This window comes from Zhenhengia sp., from assembly GCF_046966505.1.
Classification (GTDB): Bacteria; Bacillota; Clostridia; order Lachnospirales; family Cellulosilyticaceae; genus Zhenhengia; species Zhenhengia yiwuensis.
Genome location: NZ_JBKVCH010000032.1, coordinates 1 through 3,993 on the forward strand (window position 1 = coordinate 1; position 3,993 = coordinate 3,993).

Annotated in this window: 3 protein-coding genes and 1 tRNA gene; 1 reads left to right on the forward strand and 3 read right to left on the reverse strand. The window is 34.1% G+C overall.

Annotation, left to right across the window (positions count from 1 at the left end; all coding sequences use genetic code 11):
• Positions 1-298 precede the first annotated feature (298 nt).
• Complete coding sequence (locus tag ACLTBU_RS16970) at positions 299-2,473, reverse strand: pyruvate formate lyase family protein (RefSeq protein ID WP_412220173.1); 2,175 nt, start codon at positions 2,471-2,473, stop codon at positions 299-301.
• Positions 2,474-2,525: 52 nt separating this feature from the next.
• Here ACLTBU_RS16970 and ACLTBU_RS16975 point away from each other — a divergent pair, with 52 nt between their 5' ends.
• The gene (locus ACLTBU_RS16975; RefSeq protein ID WP_412220175.1) at positions 2,526-3,038 is read left to right on the forward strand and encodes a helix-turn-helix transcriptional regulator; all 513 of its coding nucleotides are present in this window, start codon (positions 2,526-2,528) and stop codon (positions 3,036-3,038) included.
• A gap of 53 nt (positions 3,039-3,091) precedes the next feature.
• On the opposite strand, the gene ACLTBU_RS16980 is transcribed toward ACLTBU_RS16975, so the two are convergent.
• Positions 3,092-3,739: an SGNH/GDSL hydrolase family protein gene (locus tag ACLTBU_RS16980; protein ID WP_412183564.1), complete on the reverse strand. Its 648-nt coding sequence runs from the start codon at positions 3,737-3,739 to the stop codon at positions 3,092-3,094.
• A 119-nt stretch (positions 3,740-3,858) separates the two neighbouring features.
• Positions 3,859-3,931: transfer RNA gene (locus ACLTBU_RS16985), tRNA-Met, on the reverse strand.
• Positions 3,932-3,993 lie beyond the last annotated feature (62 nt).

Genomic DNA, 3,993 nt, shown 5'->3' on the forward strand with positions numbered 1-3,993 from the left:
CTTATTTATCAAGGCCTCAGCCCTGTGTGTCAGTGGCGCTGTGCCCTGCTGACTTGATTTATTATGCACCATAACCTTGCATAAGTCAACACTATTTCTTAACTTTTTTCCTTTATTTTAGGTTTTTCGACTTATCACCATCATATCCCCAGATATATGCAAGTTACCCACAAACTTATGCACACTTACGTCCCTTTCTTCCTTTTATTTGACCTTATTTCTTCTATGTTAAATCTAAGCATTGAGTAGAATACTATAGAGTATCTCTACTCAATACTTTTGCTGTAACCATTTTTTATTAACTATACTGCGTACGTTTTATTATTTCTTTTTGAATTTTTGAATCTAGTAACACAAAGTTATCAGAGAATCCACCTACTCTAACAATAATATCTCTATGTTTTTCTGGCGCTTCCATTGCTTCTTCTAGAATCTCTTTATCTACTACATTAATTTGTAGTTGATTTCCTCCTCCTGCAAAATAAGTCTCTAGTAACGCTTTCACTTTCTGTCTGCCTTCTACTGTTTTAAATATTTTCGGATCTAGCCTAAGATTCACAATACATGTTCCTATACAATCTTTTTGTGGTATAGACATTGTTGCCCCTAGTAAGGAAGTAGGCCCTTCCCTATCCGTTCCTTGCATAGCCCCTGCACTATCTGCTAAAGGCTCACTTCTTTTTCTTCCATCTGGCGTTGCCCCTATCTTTTGACCATTGCTAATCCAGTCTGTCCATGCAATGATAGCAGGCATAAATTGTCCTTGCTTTCTATAACCTACTAGCTTTTTCATTTCATCAAATACAAAGCCCATTAAGTCTTCTGCCAACTTATTTATTTCTTCATTGTAATTTCCAAATTTACAAACCTCATTACATTTTGTATAGATCCCTTTATTATCTTCATAATTTTTTATAAAGCTATCCAAAAAGCTTTCTCTAGATAATACACCAAACTTATCTGCATAAAACTCCTTAATAGCATAAAGTGCATTAATTGTATTGGTACTACCATAGATATTAGTAGAATCAAAGTTATAGCATGCCCCACCACCTAAGACACTTTTACCTTCCTTGATACAGTCTCCTGTTAATAAGCTCTTTATAGGTGTTGGCGTGTGTAAACCTTCTGTATGCTGTCTTAAGTTGATTTGCTCCCCCATATCTTGAATAGTTAAATGAAGATGTTTCTTAAATTGATTATAGAATGTCTCAAAGCTTTCACATCTTATAAATTGAGTATGGAATGTGTCTTCAAAAACATCTAGCATATTATAAGATACCCATGTAGAGTCACACATGGTTTTTCCCTGGATAAGTACTTCTGAGCATCCACCAAATACATAGTTTATGGCATCTTTAAAGGGTACATTATATTGATTTATAAGACCTTGTAAGAAAACTTTTTCATTTGCAATAGCTGGTTGCCCATAACCTTTACCTATATTCTCTAAGTACTCTTCCCATATATCTTGAGGCATATCTTCTCTAACCCTTAAGGTAACATTAGGTGTACGCAGTCCTCTTATAGCTTTAATGGCTATCTTTGTAAGGCTATTATAGCTTGCCTTTCCTTCTCTGTCTGTTCCTCCTATTGTTACATGCACTGCGCTAGGATGCCCTAACCTTTTTTCAATATCCTCAAAAAGTTCCCTAAATAAGCTATAGGCCGTCTCTTCTGATGTTTTGCCTCTCTCTAAATCTTTCTTATAATAAGGATAAAGTAAATGATCTATTCTTCCTGTCTCAAAACAATTACTTAGATAGATTCCCGCTTGTAGCATTACAAAAGCCTCATAAAAATGAACAGGCGGTTCAATTGGGACACGTTCAAGGGCTATAATTAAGCTTTCTAAAGCTTTATCTTCAGGATTTTTGGCGTATTGTTCTTTTAAGTTTACCTTATAACGCTCTACATATTGGATTAAGCCTTCTACAGTATCCTGCATTCCTAATAAAAACTGTCTTTTCTCTTCTGTAATATCCTTTGAAAGTTCTTCTACTATATCATCTTTATATCCTCTTAACCCTTTAGCAAATAGTGTATGAAAGTCTATCGTATGATGCCACCCTCCATGGTCATATCTTATATGCGTAGGAATAGTATACATACGACGTGCATTCTCAAGAACATAATTTACAATATAATGTTCTTGCTCATTTTCTACCTGATTAAAAAGCCTCCTAAACTTTTGCTCATTCACATAACAAACGCCATTCCAATCTACCATACATCCATAGTCATAAAGATCATCATTTTTTCTTCCTGTACTAATTTCATCTTTATAAGTAGCAAATAATCTCTGTCCTTCTGTGTAGGTTGGAACATCTATATTTTCTAAATGAAAACGTATTACTCTTCCTGCACGTCTTTCTATTGTTTCATTTAAACTTTGATAAAATAAAGCTGCTGACTCCATACCATGCTTTTTCAAAAATCTTGCAGTAGGTGAAAGGTGATATGTTTTTTCCATTTCATTAAGCTCCTATCTTTGTAATAGCCTCATTCATAATTTGGATATCTTCTTGAGTCAGAGAAATTTTTGCCGCACAAGCTGTATCTATAATATACCTATTTTTGAACAAGCAGTAATAGCCTTATCTCAAGACTCTACCTATAACCAATTACAAGGTTCTCATATTTTATATCGATTAATTTTAGAAATTATTGCATTAAAATGGCCGGCTATTCATCCAGACTCTCGCCCCCAACTATTAAACCCTGTTATTAACTATATGACGGCACATTTAGACGAAGATTTATCTATCGATTTTTTAGCCTCTCTTATTAATGTTTCACCTTCCTATTTATGCCGCCAGTTTAAAAAAGACTATCAAATCTCACCTATTAAGTACCTTATTAAGCTACGTATGTTTAAAGCTCAAGAACTTATTACAGCCTATCCTCATATGACTATAAAAGAAATTAGCTACCTTTGTGGTTATAAAGATTCCTCCTACTTCTGTGCTGAATTTAAACGCTGCTTCCGTATTACTCCTACACAATATAAAGAAGAATTTTTATCTCAACCTTATTAAATAAAAAACACCTAACTATTAAAAAATAGTTAGGTGTTTTAGTTCTAAAATATTTATGCCTCAATAACTTCTAATATCTTATTCGCAATTAATGTATGCCCTATTGTATTAGGATGAATACGATCCCATCCAAAATACATTGGATGTACACTTTCAAGTACCTTGTCAAAAGCCGCTTGTAAGTCTATAAAAAATAATCCATATTCCTCAGCTAACTTTTTGCATATTAGGCCATAAGCATCCATTTCTTTTCTCATAGCATCCTGTTTACTATTTTCTATAAAATAAGGTGCCATCAAAATAATATTCTTTGTAATAGGTAAAGTTTTTTCTATAATCGTACGTAAGTTATGCTCATAAATACCTTGATCTCCATGACTTTCTACTATATTACTTGAATCAAACATACGCCATACATCATTTATACCAATTAGAATGCTTACCCATTCTGGTTCATAATCAAGTACATCTTCTTTCCATCTTGGTAAAAGGTCTCCTGATTGTTCTCCTGAATTCCCCTTGTTAATTACTCTAATATTATATTCTGGATAAACTGCACCTAACTGACCTCTGACTAAATTTACATAGCCATCTCCCCAACCTGTACCTGTACTAATATCTTCACCTTCGGGCCTTTTTCTCCCACAATCTGTTACTGAATCCCCAATCATAATAAATGTGTTGTTTTTTCCTATTCTCATATTTCTAATCCCCCTTACTTATATGATTATGTATTAAATTATACCATAAAGATTGTCAAATAAATTTATAATACAAAAAAGTCCTAGAAATTTTTCAAAATTTCTAGGACTTTTATCCATTGCGGAAACAGGACTTGAACCTATGACCTTCGGGTTATGAGCCCGACGAGCTACCAACTGCTCCACTCCGCGATATTAAAAATTTGGCAACCACCTACTCTCCCAGGCCGTCTCCAGCCAAGTACCATCGGCCG

Coding starts and splice junctions, on each gene's coding strand:
- ACLTBU_RS16970 (WP_412220173.1), bottom strand. CDS start 2,473: ATGGAAAAAACATATCACCTTTCACCTACTGCAAGATTTTTGAAAAAG.
- ACLTBU_RS16980 (WP_412183564.1), bottom strand. CDS start 3,739: ATGAGAATAGGAAAAAACAACACATTTATTATGATTGGGGATTCAGTA.